We start from the raw sequence: 14,547 nt of genomic DNA, 5'->3' as shown, positions 1-14,547 counted from the left end.
ATAATGGCTAGCCTGCGCTGAGTACACGCTGCTTATTGGCCGCAGCGGCACGGGGAATAATGTGAGTTTTAATATAGGCATTAAGCTTAAACCATGCAAAAGCGCCCGCTAAAACATTGGCGACGGTCGCAGCAATAACCGCATTGATCATGTCTCCAGTTATCGAGCCGAGCCATAACGCCGGAATGTAGAAAACAAACAAGCGTAAGAAAGAGACATTCAAAGCTTTACGAGGCACACCCAAAGCATTAAACACCGAAGCAACCAACATGCACAGCCCTAGTGGGCCATAGCTGAACGGTATAAATAACAAGGTCACTTCAAACCAGCTGCGTATGCTTTGTTCTTCCGAGATAACAGGAATAATCCAGCCACTAAACAGCGCCAATAATGCGGCCATCACAGTGTGGAAAACCAGTAAGAACTTCGCTGTTGTATTCAATAGCTCGGGGATTTTGCATCGCTGCTGCGCCCCTAGGTAACGACCAATCATAGGCGGGATAGACATGGTCAGAGCAAGAGAAAACACCAGCATAAAACTTTCAACACGGGCGAGTAAGCTCCAAAAAGCCATCTCATCGGTTCCGATTCTCGCAATCAAAAGCATTGAGAAGAATGCGCTGACCGCAGGTAATATCTGATTCGCAGTGGTTGGCATTACCGTCTTGAATAGCTCAAAACTGTAGCCTTTGATTCGGTTACGGCACGCGCCATTGAAGCCAAACCAACCGTTGCCGCGAGACTTGATTAGCATGTAGATTGCACCAAATGCGTAACCAATGCTCGATGCGATCGCCGCTCCTGCAATGCCCATATCCAATCCAAAGATCAGAATAGGGTCGAGAATTAGGTTAATCACGCTGGCAGCCAAGAACATGCTGCCGGTTGTTTTAGTATCGCCATTGGCGCGATAAACGCAGGTGGCCAGATAAAGCACTGCCACCATCAATGCACTGAACAGCCACAGTGGCCAGTACACATTAAAAATCGACAGCATGGATTGGTATTGAGCGTCAGAGACATCATTCACAAACGACGCAAAAACAGAATCGCTAAAAACAATCAGGCCTAAGCAGATTAAGGCTATTACCACCACACCAAACCCGACCGACAACGTGGCAATTGAGGTGGCCTTACGTTGCTCTTTTGCCCCTACAGCTTGAGAAATAATGGACGTTGCCGCCACACCGATGCCCACTTGAACCCCGGTAAACGCCGCTTGGAATGGCAAGGTGATACCGTGAACCGCCAACTCATTCACCCCTAGCTGACCGATAAAGATCGAATCGACCAATTGCACCATCATGATCGCAAACACACCCAGTGTCAGTGGCAGTGTTTTCTCAATAATGGTTTTCAAAGTCGCGGATCTCATCTGCATAAGTCGGTTCACTCTTGTCTGTACCTTAGGGCCAATTACCTAGTTGAGCAGTATACGAAGCTAAATGAAAAGGATAAGAGCGCCAGACAAGGAATGAGTTTTTAGATTTCGTTGACAATCGAATTAGCAAGATACCTTCAACGTTAAAATATCCATCTAAGACACTGAATAAATTGAAATTACAAAACCCGCCAAAACTCTTAATAATTCGTTAATAGTGTTTCGTTTAATGGTTAATTGTTGGTTCGAACATTCCTCGCTAGCCTGAATTTAGGTCGCATTCACACTGAATAGGCTGAAATGAAATCTCTCAGAAGGAATATGGAAATGGCATATCAAGGTTATACAACGTTTAAAGCTCAAGCCGAGGATGGAATTCTTACCGTCACTTTTGACTTCGGTACTGTGAATGTTCAAGGGCAAGAGATGCTTGCCGACCTCAATGGTTTAGCAATGAGACTAGAGCGCGATCGTGACATCAAGGTCGTGGTATTTCAGTCAGCAAACCCTGAAGTTTGGGTCTGCCACTACGACACTAATCTATTAAAAGACATGTCGACAGAAGCCGTTTCTCGTGAAGAAGCGAAGTTACTCGACCTGCAAGTGGTGCTAGAAAGAATCAGCAAACTGCCACAAGCCACCATTGCCAAGCTTGAAGGGTTCGCTCGAGGTGGAGGCCACGAATTTGCACTGGCGTGTGACATGCGATTCGCGGCTCGCGGTAAATACAAATTCATGCAAATGGAAGTGGGTATGGGCATCCTTCCTTGTGGTGGCGGCGCATCACGTATGGCACGCCAAGTCGGCTTAGGTCGCGCACTCGAAATCGTCCTAAGTGCACGTGACTTTGATGCTGACGAAGCCGAAGCATACGGCACCATCAACAAGGCACTAGAGCCAGATGAAATTGGCGAATATGTTGATACTCTAGCCAAACGAATCTCAAAATTCCCTGCCGAATCGATCAATGCATGTAAGCAAGCGGTGTACGAGTCTATCGACAAACCGATCGACGAAGCACTCAAAGCGGAAGCTTATTGGTTGTATCAAGCTACGAGCAAAACCCCTGCGGTTAAGCGCTTCCAAATTGCCGATGAGCAAGGCCTAGAGCACGATATGGAAAACCAACGTAACTGGGAAACTCTGGTTATGAACGTTCAAGACATCAAATAACTCGGTCACTTCTCTTAATTTGGGTCAGCCACAAACTGACCCATTGTCTTACTTAGTCGTTAAACGCCAACGGTTAACCACCAAGTGTTAAAATGGTCATTATTTGCCCCATAGACTCACATTTGAGTCTTCAGCTTGTGAGCCAAATGCAACTATGTGTCATTAATCTTTGTTATAACGTTGTTCAAACTATTTTTTGAAGGACGGAATATGCAAAAAATAATTCTGATCACAGGTGCCACGGATGGCATTGGTTTAGAGACCGCAAAAGCACTAACGCAGCAAGGGCACCATGTTCTGATTCATGGCCGCAACCCAGTTAAGGTCAATAAAGTCGTGACCGCTTTGTCTCGCCTGTCTAAGAATGCAATCATCGAAAGCTACATCGCAGACCTATCGACGCTCTCTGAAGTTGAGGCGCTCGTAACCCAAATCAAAAGCGATCACAAACGACTCGATATACTCATTAACAACGCAGGTGTGTATAAGGTGTCGGACATCACCACTCCAGACAATCTTGATGTACGTTTTGTCGTAAACACCATTGCGCCGTATCTCCTGACACAAAAGCTGCTTCCTCTTTTTGATGCGACAGGTCGTATCGTCAATCTATCTTCAGCAGCCCAAGCACCCGTCGATTTAGAGGCATTAATCAGCCCGAGTGCGGGTGAACTTGATGGTCCGGTTTACGCGCAAAGTAAGCTGGCGCTAACGATGTGGTCCATCGAATTAGCCAATACTCTTTTAGACAAAGGCACCGCAATTATCCCTGTAAACCCAGCCTCTTTCCTTGGCAGTAAATTAGTAAAAGATGCTTATGGCGTTGATGGAAACGACCTAGCGATTGGAGCCGATATTCTTTGTCGTGCTGCGCTCAGTGATGAGTTTGCCAACGCTTCTGGTAAATATTTTGATAATGATTCTGGGTTGTTCAAAGACCCGCACGCCGACGCATTAGACAACACTAAGAACCACAAGCTGGTGACAGTGCTTAATCAATTACTCGAAGAAAAGCTGTGCGTTACGCACTGATCATTAATTAGTAAAAAACGACCACTAACACTCCCCACACACACGATCCAAGCCGCAGTTCTATCCATACAGACAAAGAACTGCGCGCTCTTTCGATTATTAAAATTTCTTTAATACTGATTCCCCGCTTTGCCCAATTATCACCCAAGATGCAGATTGCTAAACTTGCCCTCGTCGAAACAACACAGGCTACGGCCGAGGAGCATTTATGCGTTTTGAAGGTAAAGTTTATCGTCCTTGGATGGAAGCAGAGAGCGTACTCATCCAGACAACATTGGGGTGCAGTAACAACCAATGTACCTTCTGCACGATGTTTGATGATAAGCGTTTCAAAGTAAGAGATATCAAAGACATCTTTGAAGATATTGATGCGGCGAGAAAAATCTACCCGCATGTAGAGTCTATCTTTTTAGTCGATGGTAACGTAATGGCAATCCGAACCGAGATGCTGATTTCGATTCTGGATTACATCAAAATCACCTTTCCAGAGATCAAGAACATTTCTCTGTATTCAGGGTTCAATGACTTTCGCCGTAAGAGCTTGTCTGAATTAAAAGAGATTAAGTCGGCAGGTTTAAGCATGGCCTATTCCGGCTTGGAGTCCGGTGACCCAATTGTGCTTGAACGCATTCAAAAGCGCATGACGCGTGAGCATGCAATTGAAGGTATGAACTTAGCCCGTGAAGCAGACATCAAGGTGCTGGCTTCTTTCATCTTTGGCCTTGGCGGCAAAGAACGTTCTGTAGAGCATGCGATTAATACCACCAGCTTGCTGAACATCATGCAGCCAGATGCAATTGCACCGATGGCTTTAGCCGTTCAACCGGGGTCGGTGTTGGAAAAAGAAGTAAACCGTGGCGAGTTTGTTTTACCAACGCCATTGCAGATTCTGGAAGAAGAAAAATACTTGCTCGAAAACCTAGAAGATTTCGATTGCTACTACTGGGGCGACCACGGCAATAACATCTCACCAATGCGTGGCATGTTGCCTCAGGCTCGTAAGCCGTTTCTTGATAAGATAAATCAAGACATCGCGCATAACCCAATCACTAAGCAAAACGTCATTAAAACCTTTGCTTGGTAACGAGTAACCTCTACATCGTTTGAAGCAGCCACAAAAAGGGCCAGTGTCAGCTGGCCCTTTCATTTTCTAGCTATGTATCTCTCTATCGAACTATCTGGAGCCGACCGCTCGGACTAATTCTGCGATTCCATCCCAATCACCCTTGTCCATTTTGTCTGTCGGTACCATCCAAGTTCCACCGCAGGCAACGACTGATTTCAGTGCTAAGTAAGACTCAACGTTCGCTGGGCTTACACCGCCTGTAGGCATAAAGTTAACCGGGTAAACAGCCGTCAACGCTTTCAACATTGCGACACCGCCAGATGGCTCGGCAGGGAAGAACTTTAGTGTCTTAAGCCCCATTTCCATTGCTTGTTCAACCAAGCTTGGGTTACTCACTCCAGGAACAATCGTAACCCCTCTTTGCTGACAGTATTTGACTGTGGTTGGATTCAAACCTGGGCTGACAATGAAATCAACACCCGCATTAATGGCAGTATCCACCTGCTCTGTAGTCAGCACAGTACCTGCGCCAATCAGTAACTCAGGGTAAGCTTCACGCATCAAACGAATCGACTCTGCTGCCGCTTCTGTACGAAATGTCACTTCAGCACAAGGCAAGCCATTTTCAACCAGTACTTTCGCAAGCGGCACAGCCTGAGCAACGTCATTAATGGCGATCACCGGAACGATGCGAATATCTCTGAGTCGCTGTTCAATTGTTTTCATTGTTCATTTCTCTCATTATCAAACAGACAAATTAAGCCAAGTCGCTGCCGTTGCTTGCGATCACTTTTTTGTACCAGTGGAATGACTTTTTAGGAATACGATTTAACGTACCATTGCCTAGGTTGTCTCTGTCCACGTAGATAAACCCATAGCGCTTGCTCATCTCTCCGGTCGACGCCGCAACAAGATCGATACAACCCCAAGGTGTGTAACCCATCAATGGTACACCGTCTTCCATTGCTTCATGCATCGCAACAATGTGCTGACGAAGGTAATCAATGCGGTAATCATCGTTCACTTCTCCATTGTCATCCAAGGTATCACGAGCACCTAAGCCATTTTCTACCAAGAAAAGTGGTTTCTGGTAACGGTCATAGAGTGTGTTCATCGTAATTCGAAGACCTGTAGGGTCAATGACCCAGCCCCAATCACTTGCTGGAAGATGAGGGTTTTTGATGGACTTAACGACGTTCGCTGCACTCGTATTTCCTGCATTCATATCAGCGGAAGCACAGCGTGAAGCGTAATAACTGAAAGAAATGAAATCGACAGTATTTTTCAGAATCTCGAAATCTTCTTCTTGTGTTTCAAGCACCACACCTTTGTTATCAAACACTTTTTGAGCATAAGATGGGTAGTAACCACGCGATTGAACATCGATAAAGAACAGGTTCTCGCGGTCTTTTTCCATAGCCATCAGCACATCTTCTGGCTTACATGAATATGGATAGAAGTTACCGCCCGCCAGCATACAACCCACTTGGTTTTGCTCATCAACTTCATGGGCAATCTTGGTTACCAAAGCGCTTGCTACTAGCTCATGGTGAGCTGCTTGGTACTTCACTTGGTCGTGATTTTCGCCTTCTTGAAACAACAATCCAGCGCCAGAAAACGGGCTCGCTAGTAAAATATTGATTTCGTTGAAGGTTAGCCAGTATTTCACCAAGCCTTTGTAGTTCTCGAAACAGGTTCTCGCGTAACGGCTAAAGAACTCAATCATCTTACGATTACGCCACGAACCATACTCGTTGACCAAGTGCATTGGCACATCGAAATGGCACAAGGTAACGAGCGGCTCAATGCCGTATTTCTTACACTCTTCAAAAACATCACGGTAAAAATCTAAGCCAGCTTGGTTCGGCTCTAGCTCGTCACCTTTTGGAAAGATTCGGCTCCAAGCGATGGATACACGGAAGACTTTAAATCCCATCTCTGCCAGTAAGGCGATGTCTTCTTTGTAACGGTGATAAAAGTCTATCGCGTTATGGCTTGGGTAGAACTCGTCTTCGCTGAGCGTCACCTTATCAACCTGACCAAGCTTAATTGGCATGCGGTTCTCACCATAAGGGATCATATCTACGGTTGTTAGGCCTTTACCACCCGCTAAGTGAGCGCCTTCAGACTGGTTTGCAGCAATAGCGCCGCCCCATAAGAAATCTTCGGGAAATTGAATGTTTGACATCGAATACCTCGGAAACAATAAAAGTCACCTTACGCTGAAGTAAGGTGACTGAATAAATTAATCAATTCTAATTAAGACGCGGACACTACTGTCGGCTTGTCTTCTGCCTTACCAGCTTCTTTGTTTGCTGACTCTGAAGTTGCTTTCTCATCGGCATCATCTTCTGGAACATCTTCAAAGCCTAAAACTAGGGTTAGAACAAATGACAGAACAATAGACAATGCGATCAGACCGAACACCCAAACGATACTCATTGGGTCATTCACATCGAAGAACTGAACACTCGTAAACAAGCTTGGTGCTGCCATCGAGTGACTCGCAAGGCCACCCATGCCCGCTAATGCACCTACGATAAAACCAGTAATCATTGTTGCGATAAGTGGACGTTTCAGACGAACAAGCACGCCGTACAATGCAGGCTCAGAGATACCGGCGAAGATAGCTGAAGCACCTGCGGCTAATGATGTCTGCTTTAGTGCGCTGTTTTTGGTTTTGTAAGCAACAGCCAGACACGCACCACCCATACCGAGGTTGGCACCGATTTCTGAAGGCATAACCATACCTTCACGACCCGTCTCAGCAATGGTTTGAATAATCGTTGGAGTAAATACACGGTGCATACCAGTAAGAACAAGTAGAGGCCACAGTGCGCCCATGATAGCAACCGACAACCAACCTAATGTGTCATGAATTGTGTAAACAAGCGCTGAAAGTGCAGTACCAACCCAAATACCAAATGGACCGATAAGTACGATAGCAACCGGAGCTGCAATCAATACGATAAGCATAGGTTTCAGGAAGTTTTTAGTCACAGCAGGGGTAATGCTATCTACCCAACGTTCTATGTAAGAAAGAGCCCAAGTCATCACAAGTACAGGAATAACCGTGTAGGTGTATTTCACTGACATGATTGGGATACCGAAGAAATCAACGTGCTTGCCTTCTGCTGCTTGCGCCATCAATTCCATAAAGTTCGGGTGGATTAAGACACCGGCAATCGCAATGGAAAGAGACATATTGGTCTTGAATTTGATCGATGCGGAAGCGGCAACCATAACCGGTAGGAAGAAGAAGGCGCCATCGCCAATCGCTTTCAAGATAATCAAGGTAGGTGCATTTGGCTCAACCCAGCCCAGCATCTCAAGTACCATGGCGAGCAGTTTGACCATTGAAGCGCCAATGATTGCTGGGATAAGAGGCGACATGGTACCAACCAGTGCGTCCAACATTTTCGCACCAATTGACTTAGCCGTTAGCTTCTCTTTTTTAGCAGGAACCTCTGACTCAGATACAGTGGATAGCTCACAAAGCGCCATCACTTCTTTGTATGCATACGATACCTCGTTACCAATGATAACTTGTACTTTGTCTCCATTATCAACAACACCCATCACACCTTTCAGTGCTTTTAGCTTGTTAATATCGACGCCATCTTGGCTGTGTAAAACGAATCGTAGTCGAGTCATACAGTGTGTTAGGGCAGCCACATTTGTCTTGCCCCCAAGATGCTCAACAACAGATTTCGCAATTGCGCGGTAATCGTTGGCCATTTTATCCCCCAAAGATCTCTTTCCAGTGATTTTTAAACGCGAATATAGTGAGATGTGACTAATTTTCCGTCAGTAGGATGCAAAAACAATCACAATTGTTGTGAATTGTTGTTTTGTGTCCTTCATCACACTTCCTTGAGTTACCGGTAACATGTTACCGGTAACGCTTATAAGATAAAGCCATATTTACAAGCGATGTTCAAAATTGAGATCACGCGCAAATTTGTTAAGAGGATTGAGTTATGGCTGGTAGTAGTGTCATCGTCATGGGTGTCAGTGCTTGTGGGAAAAGCACGATAGGCGAGCAGTTGGCAAAAAAACTTGGGCGTAAGTTCATTGATGGTGACGACCTTCATCCTCGAGCAAACATTCAAAAAATGGCGTCAGGCCAACCTCTTAATGATGATGATCGCATTCCATGGCTGGAACGCGTTCGTGATGCAGCGTACAGCCTAGAAAGTAAAAATGAGCACGGCATTATTGTGTGTTCTGCGTTGAAGAAGAAGTACCGCGACCAAATTCGCGAAGGGAACAAAAACCTCACCTTTCTCTTTTTAGATGGCAACATTGACCTGATCTTGCATCGAATGCGTCAGCGCCAAGGCCACTTCATGAAAGAGAACATGATTAAAAGCCAGTTCGAAACATTAGAAAGACCCGATCACGAGCCAGATACGGTTGTCATCAGCATTGATGGCGATATTGATGACGTTGTGGACTGTGCTGCGATTGTGCTTTCAATGACTGATGAGGCAGAAACAGCATGACCCTTCCAACCATCCAAGCGGTGACTCAACGATTAATTGAACGAAGCAAAGAGACTCATGAAGCGTTTCTAAACCGAACCCAACACCAAGCCTCTGCTGGCAAAGGTGGTAAAGGGCTTTCTTGCGGCAACTTGGCTCATGCTGTCGCAGCTTCTTGCTCCGATGAGAAACGCTCGATTCTTGATCTCACTAAATCCAATGTGGCGTTAATCAGCTCTTACAACGATATGTTAAGCGCTCACCAGCCGTATCAACACTATCCAGATCAGATCAAAAAGGCGTTAGCTAAGTTCGGCCACACCTCTCAAGTAGCGGGCTGTGTTCCCGCGATGTGCGATGGGGTAACTCAAGGCCAACCAGGCATGGATATGTCTTTGTTTTCAAGGGACTTGATTGCTCAATCGACCGCTCTTTCACTGAGTCACAACGTGTTTGATTCAACCCTATTGCTTGGCATTTGCGACAAGATAGCTCCAGGACAACTGATGGGCGCGCTCTCTTTTGCGCATCTACCAACTGCCTTTGTTCCGGCAGGCTTGATGGCAACGGGCATCAGCAATGATGAGAAAGTACACATTCGCCAAGAGTACGCGGCTGGCAAGGTAGGAAAAAGTGCCTTGCTGGACATGGAGTGCAACGCTTATCACTCAGCGGGCACCTGCACTTTTTACGGCACAGCCAATACCAATCAGCTGGTATTTGAAGCGATGGGGCTGACGCTTCCGGGCTCAGCGTTTGTTCACCCTGACTCTGAATTGCGCGCATCACTCACTCAGCATGCCGCCATTGAAATTGCTTCAATGACACCACAAGCCGCAAACTTCCGCCCACTTTCTGAAGTCTTTACCGCTAAAAGCTTAATCAATGGCATTGTTGCCCTACTCGCATCAGGTGGCAGTACCAACCACAGCATTCACATGGTCGCGGTAGCACGCGCAGCAGGATTTATTCTGACTTGGCAAGACATCAGCGATCTATCCGATGTGGTGCCTTTACTTGCTCGAGTTTATCCCAACGGCCCAGCAGATATGAATGCGTTCCAAGCGGCAGGAGGAGTTCCCGCGCTGTTACGCCGTTTAGATCAAGCCAACTTACTGCACCGAGATGTCACACCTACCTTTGGCTCGTTTGAAGATCAAATGAGTATTCCAGAGCTTGAAAATGGAAAGCTAACGTGGAAAAAATGCAAACAGTCGGCAGATGCAGAGGTAATTGCAGGCCAAGAACAGGTATTCCAAAGCACAGGCGGAACGCGAGTCCTTTCAGGGAACCTTGGCAACGCAGTGATTAAAGTGTCAGCGGTTGCAGAAGAGCAACGTGTAATAGAAGCACCTGCGGTAGTTTTTGATTGCCAACATAAGGTAGAAGCTGCGTATCAACGAGGTGAGCTCAACAAAGATTGCATTGTTGTGGTGATAAATAATGGACCAGCTGCGAACGGTATGCCTGAACTGCATAAGCTCATGCCGATTCTAGGTAATGTTCAGAAACAAGGGTTTAAAGTGGCTCTGGTTACTGATGGGCGCCTTTCTGGAGCCTCAGGAAAGATCCCATCCGCGATTCATGTCTCACCAGAGGCCATTCGAGGAGGAACTATTGGGCTTGTTTGCGAAGGCGATATCCTGCGCTTAGATTGCGCGAGTGGCGAACTCAATAACCTCAACGACATGCAATCTCGCCAAGCGAAGGTATTTGAGGCAGACGCCAACCAGCAAACCATGGGGCGCAACCTATTTAGCGTGATGCGCCAAAGCGTTTCGAGTGCAGAACAAGGGGCGAGTTTTATCGTCTAGCTGTGTCATTACTTAAATGTAAAAGCAAAAGGGGCATCATTTCGATGCCCCTTTCCGTTCCCACCATACTTGGTTAAACGCTTTCGCCATCAGTGATGCGATAGCCCATATCCACTACCGTTTCCGTAACTGGCTCACCTTTCAATCGGGCAAGCAGTAGCTCGGCACTTTTCTTACCTATTTCATAACGTGGCGTATCCACGCTAGTCAGTTTTGGGCGTATGGTTTGACCAATATCTAACGCGTTATAGCCCACCACAGATAGCTGTTGCGGCACTTGGATTCCACGTTGCTGGGCAATGAGCAAGGTACCTATCGCGATGTCATCATTGGTGCAGAACACGCCATCTAGATCTGGGTAATCCGCAAGAGCGCGATCAAGCAGATCTTCAGCCAAAGAGAAGTTAGAGTGCTGTTCAGTCAACACGTGTTTAGGCTCTAATCCAGCCTCATACATCGCTTTGTCATAGCCTTGCAAACGCAACTTAGTTCGCGCATCCAATCGAGCGCCAAAGTAAGCAATAGAGCGTTTACCAGCTTCAATCATTCGCTTCACGACATGGTAAGAAGCATCAATATGGTCCAAGCCAACAACCATATCGATCGGATTGGTTGGGAGTTCCATCGTTTCAACAACAGAAACACCTGAATTCTTGATCATCTGTAACGTGCGGGGGGTGTGGTGGCTTTCCGTCAATATCAACCCATCAACTTGATACGAAAGCAGCGAAGCAATCTTTTCCTCTTCTTCCACAGCATCATAGCTAAAGTGAGCAAGCAACGTCTCGTAGCCATTCTCTTTAGTAACCGTTTCGATACCTTGAACAAACGCGGCAAAGATTTGGTTTGATAACGAAGGGAGCAAGATACCGATCGCTTTACTCGACGATTTAGAGAGCATAGCTGGCGCTTTGTTTTCGATGTATCCCATCTCTTCAATAACCGCTGCAATTTTAACGCGAGTTTTGGCTGCGACTGAATCGGGATTGCGCATGTAACGAGAGACGGTCATCTTTGTGACCCCCACTTTGTCTGCAACATCTTGAAGTGTGGTTCGAGTTTTCTTCTGCTGTTCTGTCATAACTATTTGAACTCTTTATTATGTTACAAGTAACATTATAAAGTTCTCACCGCCTCAAGTTCAACCCATTCGTTGTCATCGACACATAGTATTGAAATCGTTCTACCATCGGCAAATTAGTTTGGCGTTAACGAAAGGTTGGTATCACGCATGCTTGATGAAAGCTTGGCTTAACTGCTGAAAGAGTGAGTCTACGTTGGGTAGAGTTGTCAGATGTGCGGACAACGGAGTATGAACTTGCGCGTCCACCACGGTTGGATTTCCACAAACTTGATTATAAAAATTTACGGGTGCAACGATGTTCTCTAGGTCGACATCCAACAAGATACAAGCTTGCGAAAGTACAATTTGGCCGCCCCCTTGTTTAAGCAAAACACGCTGCGCCGTGCCCACTATTTTTTGTTTATTGATATTGAGGTTGTAGTCACCATCACAATAAGAACCGGGAGTCGCGTGTACATCCACATCGATGCCCAGTTCTTTAAAAAACAGGGTTAAGACATTGCACAGATGTAGATACGCTTTTTGGATGTTGTAGGCTTCATCACGAGGCCAATGATAAATATGCGATAAGTTAATGATCCCCGGCAGTTGAGGAACGGGAGCACCACCCGTTTTACGTGAGGTGAGTTGCCAGCCTTGTGCCGCGAGTTGCTTTCTAGACTCGACCGTCACTGGCCACTTCTTACCTGCGGGCAAAACAAGTGTCGGCGCTTTTGCTTGCCACAACATTAAGGCTTGCCCAATCTCACCCGCCTGAATTTGCTGCAATAATTCAGCTTCTTTTTCAAACGCACGATCAACATCAATGTGCGGGTAACGTACGAGTTTATTGGTTAACTTCAATGCACTTTCCTCTACAGATAGTGGTGACCTACCATTTAACGTTCTGCAATGGTTGATGAGATATGGGACTATGTGCGATGAAACATAGCACCAAAAGTTAGTTATTGGCGCCATAGTAGCTTGTCAGTTGCCCATCTCAAAGGTGAGTGCTAACATTTGTACACACACCAATAAAGGAATACATCATGGACACTAGAATTCAATTTCGTGTTGATGAAGAAACAAAACGCCTAGCTCAACAGATGGCTGAGAGCCAAGGTCGTACACTGAGTGGTGCTTGCCGTGAGCTTACTGAGCAACTCGCTGAGCAACAAAGACAGACATTATCTCACGATGCATGGCTAACTGAACAAGTAAACCTAGCATTTGAGAAGTTTGACTCAGGAGAATCCGTTTTCGTTGAACACCAAACTGCTAAATCTCGAATGGAAGAACGCAAAGCCAGAATACGTAATCGAGGTAAGCAATGATTTTATGGGAAGAAGAATCACTCAATGATCGTGAAAGGATCTTTGAGTTTATCTATGACTTCAACCCTGATGCGGCAGAAAACGCTGACAACCTCATTGAAACAAAAGTAGAAAACTTGCTTGAGCAGCCTCTAATGGGTGTACAGAGAGACGGCATTCGTGGGCAATTACTTATAATTCCTGAGATTTCAATGATCGTCTCCTATTGGATCGAAGGCGACATTATCCGAATTATGCGCGTACTCCACCAGAAACAAAAGTTCCCAATGGATTGATTACTTCCTCTGGGCAACTAGCCCAATTAAGGGGTGAACAACGCCTCCACCCAACCTAAAGCATTGTGCCATAAACACTAAATTTGAAGTAGAAGAAAAATGCCAAGCGTTGTGAATCCCTCTTAAATTGATTGTTATAACACAATTGCTACACGTCACTTTCCGTTAGTATCTGACGACAATTTCGTACTGTGAGGACGCGAATTTCATGGCTAAGGCTATATATGATGCGATAGTGACCAAACAAAATTTCACGGTAATTGGTATGAGGCAGCTCAGGAACCATTCGCCCCATGTCAGGCATACTTGAGAGTAAATCAGTTTTATCAAAAACCTCATTAACCCAGTTTTCTGCCGCCACTGGATTATCCAGTGAAATAAACTCGGCTGCATCACCTAACTTTTGTAATGCTAGTGGTGACCAGACTACTTTCATTTCTTAATGCGCCCCAATACTTGAGCACGAGCGTCTTCATTGGAAACACCTAAACCTGAAGCTAATTGTGCTTCAGCAGTACGCATTTCTTCCAGTAACTCGATCTTCTCTTGCATTGCTTCATATTCTGCAACATCAAGGACAACCGCAACACCCTTACCACGTTGTGTGATAACTAGTGGTCTGCGAGTTTCGTTAATCTGTTTAATAAATGACGTCACGCCAGCACGAAATTCAGACAAAGGCTGAATATCTTGATCAAAATGGATGCGGCTCATGTTGAACTCCCTATGGTACAATTTAATGTACAAACAATAGTTCAAATAGCAATTTTGAGCAATAGCCTGATTTTGTGTTATAGCCCTGTTAAGGTGTGAGCAACGCAATACCGATGCTACCGTATACCGCCTTAAACACTGAACGCAACGCATAATAAAAATGCCACGCGTTGCGAATCACTCTTAAACAGTTTGTATGGATAATAAGCAC

The 14,547-nt window shown here is 45.7% G+C and carries 15 protein-coding genes; 7 read left to right on the top strand and 8 right to left on the bottom strand.

Translation table 11 applies throughout. From position 1 onward, the window contains the following. Window positions 1–7 precede the first annotated feature (7 nt). Window positions 8–1,381: an MATE family efflux transporter gene (locus AB4351_RS09710; protein ID WP_372082903.1), complete on the bottom strand. Its 1,374-nt coding sequence runs from the start codon at window positions 1,379–1,381 to the stop codon at window positions 8–10. Window positions 1,382–1,708: 327 nt separating this feature from the next. Here AB4351_RS09710 and AB4351_RS09705 point away from each other — a divergent pair, with 327 nt between their 5' ends. The 3 genes from AB4351_RS09705 (at window position 1,709) to AB4351_RS09695 (ending at window position 4,670) form a co-directional block, all read left to right on the top strand. Beyond that, the gene (locus AB4351_RS09705) at window positions 1,709–2,554 is read left to right on the top strand and encodes an enoyl-CoA hydratase/isomerase family protein (protein WP_004732302.1); all 846 of its coding nucleotides are present in this window, start codon (window positions 1,709–1,711) and stop codon (window positions 2,552–2,554) included. 210 nt (window positions 2,555–2,764) lie between these two features. Beyond that, a complete protein-coding gene (locus AB4351_RS09700; RefSeq protein WP_102393086.1) occupies window positions 2,765–3,586 on the top strand; it encodes an SDR family NAD(P)-dependent oxidoreductase in 822 nt (273 codons plus the stop codon). Between the two features lie 208 nt (window positions 3,587–3,794). Then, window positions 3,795–4,670, top strand: a complete 876-nt coding sequence (locus tag AB4351_RS09695; protein ID WP_017087617.1) for a radical SAM protein — start codon at window positions 3,795–3,797, stop codon at window positions 4,668–4,670. A gap of 90 nt (window positions 4,671–4,760) precedes the next feature. On the opposite strand, the gene AB4351_RS09690 is transcribed toward AB4351_RS09695, so the two are convergent. From AB4351_RS09690 to ascF, 3 genes are all read right to left on the bottom strand, one after another. Further along, window positions 4,761–5,378, bottom strand: coding sequence for a bifunctional 4-hydroxy-2-oxoglutarate aldolase/2-dehydro-3-deoxy-phosphogluconate aldolase (locus tag AB4351_RS09690; protein WP_065583747.1), 618 nt, complete (start codon window positions 5,376–5,378; stop codon window positions 4,761–4,763). Between the two features lie 31 nt (window positions 5,379–5,409). Continuing rightward, window positions 5,410–6,840 (bottom strand): 6-phospho-beta-glucosidase, encoded by a 1,431-nt coding sequence (gene ascB, locus AB4351_RS09685; RefSeq protein ID WP_017059454.1) that lies wholly within the window; start codon window positions 6,838–6,840, stop codon window positions 5,410–5,412. Window positions 6,841–6,911: 71 nt separating this feature from the next. After that, on the bottom strand, window positions 6,912–8,390 hold the full coding sequence (ascF, locus tag AB4351_RS09680) for a PTS cellobiose/arbutin/salicin transporter subunit IIBC (protein ID WP_372125772.1): 1,479 nt from the start codon (window positions 8,388–8,390) through the stop codon (window positions 6,912–6,914). Window positions 8,391–8,632: 242 nt separating this feature from the next. Here ascF and AB4351_RS09675 point away from each other — a divergent pair, with 242 nt between their 5' ends. Both AB4351_RS09675 and edd read left to right on the top strand, forming a co-directional pair. After that, window positions 8,633–9,157 carry a gluconokinase gene (locus tag AB4351_RS09675; RefSeq protein ID WP_017059452.1) on the top strand — a complete coding sequence of 175 codons (525 nt, stop codon included), beginning with the start codon at window positions 8,633–8,635 and terminating at the stop codon, window positions 9,155–9,157. Then, complete coding sequence (gene edd / locus AB4351_RS09670) at window positions 9,154–10,950, top strand: phosphogluconate dehydratase (protein ID WP_137002220.1); 1,797 nt, start codon at window positions 9,154–9,156, stop codon at window positions 10,948–10,950. The genes AB4351_RS09675 and edd overlap by 4 nt, the downstream gene beginning before the upstream one ends. A 73-nt stretch (window positions 10,951–11,023) precedes the next feature. Here edd and AB4351_RS09665 read toward each other — a convergent pair whose 3' ends face one another. Together AB4351_RS09665 and AB4351_RS09660 are read right to left on the bottom strand one after the other, a co-directional pair. After that, window positions 11,024–12,031, bottom strand: a complete 1,008-nt coding sequence (locus AB4351_RS09665) for a LacI family DNA-binding transcriptional regulator (RefSeq protein ID WP_017059450.1) — start codon at window positions 12,029–12,031, stop codon at window positions 11,024–11,026. 144 nt (window positions 12,032–12,175) lie between these two features. Continuing rightward, on the bottom strand, window positions 12,176–12,877 hold the full coding sequence (locus AB4351_RS09660; protein WP_017059449.1) for a lipoyl protein ligase domain-containing protein: 702 nt from the start codon (window positions 12,875–12,877) through the stop codon (window positions 12,176–12,178). Between the two features lie 185 nt (window positions 12,878–13,062). Here AB4351_RS09660 and AB4351_RS09655 point away from each other — a divergent pair, with 185 nt between their 5' ends. Continuing rightward, on the top strand, window positions 13,063–13,347 hold the full coding sequence (locus AB4351_RS09655) for a hypothetical protein (protein ID WP_017059448.1): 285 nt from the start codon (window positions 13,063–13,065) through the stop codon (window positions 13,345–13,347). Then, window positions 13,344–13,622 carry a type II toxin-antitoxin system mRNA interferase toxin, RelE/StbE family gene (locus tag AB4351_RS09650; protein ID WP_017064043.1) on the top strand — a complete coding sequence of 93 codons (279 nt, stop codon included), beginning with the start codon at window positions 13,344–13,346 and terminating at the stop codon, window positions 13,620–13,622. The genes AB4351_RS09655 and AB4351_RS09650 overlap by 4 nt, the downstream gene beginning before the upstream one ends. A 148-nt stretch (window positions 13,623–13,770) precedes the next feature. Here AB4351_RS09650 and AB4351_RS09645 read toward each other — a convergent pair whose 3' ends face one another. Together AB4351_RS09645 and AB4351_RS09640 are read right to left on the bottom strand one after the other, a co-directional pair. Beyond that, complete coding sequence (locus tag AB4351_RS09645) at window positions 13,771–14,058, bottom strand: type II toxin-antitoxin system RelE/ParE family toxin (protein ID WP_017064044.1); 288 nt, start codon at window positions 14,056–14,058, stop codon at window positions 13,771–13,773. Further along, a complete protein-coding gene (locus AB4351_RS09640; protein WP_011080399.1) occupies window positions 14,055–14,336 on the bottom strand; it encodes a type II toxin-antitoxin system Phd/YefM family antitoxin in 282 nt (93 codons plus the stop codon). The genes AB4351_RS09645 and AB4351_RS09640 overlap by 4 nt, the downstream gene beginning before the upstream one ends. Between the last annotated feature and the right edge of the window lie 211 nt (window positions 14,337–14,547).

The sequence above is a fragment of the Vibrio sp. 10N.261.51.F11 genome (assembly GCF_041471665.1).
GTDB lineage: Bacteria > Pseudomonadota > Gammaproteobacteria > Enterobacterales > Vibrionaceae > Vibrio > Vibrio crassostreae_C.
Note: the sequence above shows the minus strand (reverse complement) of the source record. Positions and strands in the feature narration are given on the sequence as shown.

Bases quoted from the DNA above. Each gene is read 5' to 3' on its own strand.
- AB4351_RS09690 (WP_065583747.1), bottom strand. From the start codon at position 5,378: ATGAAAACAATTGAACAGCGACTCAGAGATATTCGCATCGTTCCGGTG.
- AB4351_RS09675 (WP_017059452.1), top strand. From the start codon at position 8,633: ATGGCTGGTAGTAGTGTCATCGTCATGGGTGTCAGTGCTTGTGGGAAA.
- AB4351_RS09645 (WP_017064044.1), bottom strand. From the start codon at position 14,058: ATGAAAGTAGTCTGGTCACCACTAGCATTACAAAAGTTAGGTGATGCA.
- ascF (WP_372125772.1), bottom strand. From the start codon at position 8,390: ATGGCCAACGATTACCGCGCAATTGCGAAATCTGTTGTTGAGCATCTT.
- AB4351_RS09705 (WP_004732302.1), top strand. From the start codon at position 1,709: ATGGCATATCAAGGTTATACAACGTTTAAAGCTCAAGCCGAGGATGGA.
- AB4351_RS09640 (WP_011080399.1), bottom strand. From the start codon at position 14,336: ATGAGCCGCATCCATTTTGATCAAGATATTCAGCCTTTGTCTGAATTT.
- ascB (WP_017059454.1), bottom strand. From the start codon at position 6,840: ATGTCAAACATTCAATTTCCCGAAGATTTCTTATGGGGCGGCGCTATT.
- AB4351_RS09665 (WP_017059450.1), bottom strand. From the start codon at position 12,031: ATGACAGAACAGCAGAAGAAAACTCGAACCACACTTCAAGATGTTGCA.
- AB4351_RS09710 (WP_372082903.1), bottom strand. From the start codon at position 1,381: ATGCAGATGAGATCCGCGACTTTGAAAACCATTATTGAGAAAACACTG.
- AB4351_RS09655 (WP_017059448.1), top strand. From the start codon at position 13,063: ATGGACACTAGAATTCAATTTCGTGTTGATGAAGAAACAAAACGCCTA.
- AB4351_RS09695 (WP_017087617.1), top strand. From the start codon at position 3,795: ATGCGTTTTGAAGGTAAAGTTTATCGTCCTTGGATGGAAGCAGAGAGC.
- edd (WP_137002220.1), top strand. From the start codon at position 9,154: ATGACCCTTCCAACCATCCAAGCGGTGACTCAACGATTAATTGAACGA.
- AB4351_RS09700 (WP_102393086.1), top strand. From the start codon at position 2,765: ATGCAAAAAATAATTCTGATCACAGGTGCCACGGATGGCATTGGTTTA.
- AB4351_RS09650 (WP_017064043.1), top strand. From the start codon at position 13,344: ATGATTTTATGGGAAGAAGAATCACTCAATGATCGTGAAAGGATCTTT.